General features: G+C 61.2%; 3 protein-coding genes. 2 read left to right on the top strand and 1 reads right to left on the bottom strand.

The window, feature by feature from the left end; all coding sequences use genetic code 11:
- Positions 1–13 precede the first annotated feature (13 nt).
- Complete coding sequence (locus AB7S84_RS15555) at positions 14–496, bottom strand: phosphatase PAP2 family protein (protein WP_428155611.1); 483 nt, start codon at positions 494–496, stop codon at positions 14–16.
- Between the two features lie 361 nt (positions 497–857).
- Here AB7S84_RS15555 and AB7S84_RS15550 point away from each other — a divergent pair, with 361 nt between their 5' ends.
- Positions 858–1058 (top strand): FeoB-associated Cys-rich membrane protein, encoded by a 201-nt coding sequence (locus tag AB7S84_RS15550; protein ID WP_428155609.1) that lies wholly within the window; start codon positions 858–860, stop codon positions 1056–1058.
- 76 nt (positions 1059–1134) lie between these two features.
- Positions 1135–2276: sigma-54-dependent transcriptional regulator (locus tag AB7S84_RS15545; RefSeq protein ID WP_428155607.1), on the top strand; the 1142-nt coding region annotated here is incomplete at its 3' end.

Here is a 2276-nt window from a genome sequence, read left to right as displayed (position 1 = left end):
CCGCGGCATTTTTTCAGAATTGCGGGTCCGCCCATTTCAGCAGCCGGTGGAGGGTCAGCACCCATGCCGCGCCGAGAACGGCGCCGGCGACAACGTCCGAGACGTAATGCACCTGAAGGTAGACCCGGGATATGCCCACCAGGAGCGCCGTCAGGGTCAGGCATCCCCAGATCAGCAGGCCGGCGGTCGTGGAAACATGCCGGGAGAGCGCCATGGCGCACGCAAGGGCGAAGGCTGTGGCCTGGGTGGTGTGGGCGCTGGGGAAGGAGAAATCCGAGGGCATGGACACCAACAGATCCTGAACGTTGGGCCGGGACCTGGCAAACAGGCGCTTGAGGCCGTGGACCAGGACGAAAGCGCCGAAAAGGCCCCCTGAAACGAGCAGGGCATCGGCAGCTCTGCCCCTCAACCACAGGATGCCGGCGATGGTCAGGGCAAGGGGGAAGAGAACGAGGCCCGATCCGGCCCACGTCGCGGTTTTGAAGAAAAGGTTCACAATTGCCGTCCTTTCCGGGGGTTGGAGAAAAATACGAGGGGAAGAATAATACAGAACCGGACAAAAACCAACACCCTTTTCCGCCGTGCCGCTTTCCCAACGGATTGAATGGGTTGTCGGCGCCGCTTCCGTCTCGGGGCGGATAGGCTCTTCGGCTTGTCGGGCCGGACCGTCGAACCCCTATCGCCCTGACGGGCGCATGCGTCGCAAAGGCGGTGATTGTTTCAACCATTAATATGCCTTATTGTATAGGTGAGGCAGATCGCGGAGGCGAGTGATTCCTTTTATCGTCTTTGTCCCGGCAAGTGGACGTTTACCCGGTGGAATTCTGAGTGTAACGCAGCAACCGCAGAGAGGCATTATGGATAAATGGATTGTATTGCTGGTGGTGGGCATATCGACGGTCTATCTGGTCCGACGCATATGGCGGACGATGACGGCGCCCCCGAAAGACGCCTGCGGGTGCGGCTGCTCGGGGTGCGGTATGGCCTCGAGCTGTGAAAAGGGCGCCGAAGCGGATCGATGGCCGGAAAATCGTGACGGAGCGGGGCGGGGATCATAATCGGGCGGTTTTCGAGTTCCCGCCGTTGCCCCCATTTCTTTCATGCCGTCAAGGCCCGGAACAATCAGGAAGACCAGTGGACGGAAAGATTAAAATACTGTTTGTGGATGACGACCCCGTGATCCGGAACCTTTTCTCCAAGGCCCTCGGGAAGGAGCCTTTCCAGGTCCGGACCGCGTCCGGCGGGGAGGAGGCCTTGAAAATCCTCAAGGCCTTCCCGGCGGACCTGGTGATATCCGATGTCGTCATGCCGGGGATGGACGGGTTCGAACTGCTGGAGCGGATCCGGCAGGAATTTCCCGAAACCTTCGTGGTCATGGTGACGGGAAGCGGCGCCGTGTCGGATGCCGTCAACGCCATCAAGGCGGGGGCCTACGACTATATCCTGAAGCCCTTTGACTTCCAGGCCGTCAGATCCCTCATCCGGAACGTCGCCGGGCACAAGGAGATCCTGGACAAAAACCGGTTTTCAGGGCATGAGCGCCGGAAGCACTACCGGCTCGAGAATTTCATCGGCCGGGATCCCAGGATGTTCCGGGTCTTCCAGCGGATCAAGGATGTGGCCGCCTCCAGCGCCAATGTCCTGATCACGGGGGAGACGGGCACCGGCAAGGACCTGGCGGCGGATGCCGTCCATTACAACAGCCCCAGAAGATCCGGCCCCATGGTCAAGGTCAACTGCGCGGCCCTGACGGAAACCCTCATCGGCAGCGAGCTGTTCGGCCATGAGAAAGGGGCGTTTACCGGGGCCCTTTACCGGAAAAAGGGGCATTTCGAGCTGGCGCGCGGCGGCACCATCTTCCTGGACGAAATCGGGGATATCCCGGTCCAGACCCAGATTTCCCTGCTTCGGATCCTCGAAAACGGCACCTTCCAGCGGGTGGGCGGGATGCAGACCCTTACGGCGGACGCCCGGTTCATCTGCGCCACCCACAAGGACCTGCGCCGGGAGGTGGCTCTGGGCCGCTTCCGGGAGGACCTCTTCTACCGCATCAACGTGGCGAGGATCGCCATGCCCTCCCTCCGGGAGCGGAAGGCGGACATTCCGCTTCTGGCCGATCATTTCCTGAAAAAATACAGCGCCGAGGCCGGCAGGAACATCCCCCGCATCTCCGGCCCGGCCATGCATCTCCTCTGCCGGTACGACTGGCCGGGAAACGTCAGGGAACTGGCGAACATCATGGAGCGTGCCGTGATTTTCTGCAAGGGCCCTGAAAT

This window comes from Desulfococcus sp., from assembly GCF_050178255.1.
Taxonomy (GTDB): Bacteria; Desulfobacterota; Desulfobacteria; order Desulfobacterales; family Desulfococcaceae; genus Desulfococcus; species Desulfococcus multivorans.
The sequence above is the reverse complement of the archived record's forward strand: the minus strand, read 5'-3'. Positions and strand labels throughout refer to the sequence as shown.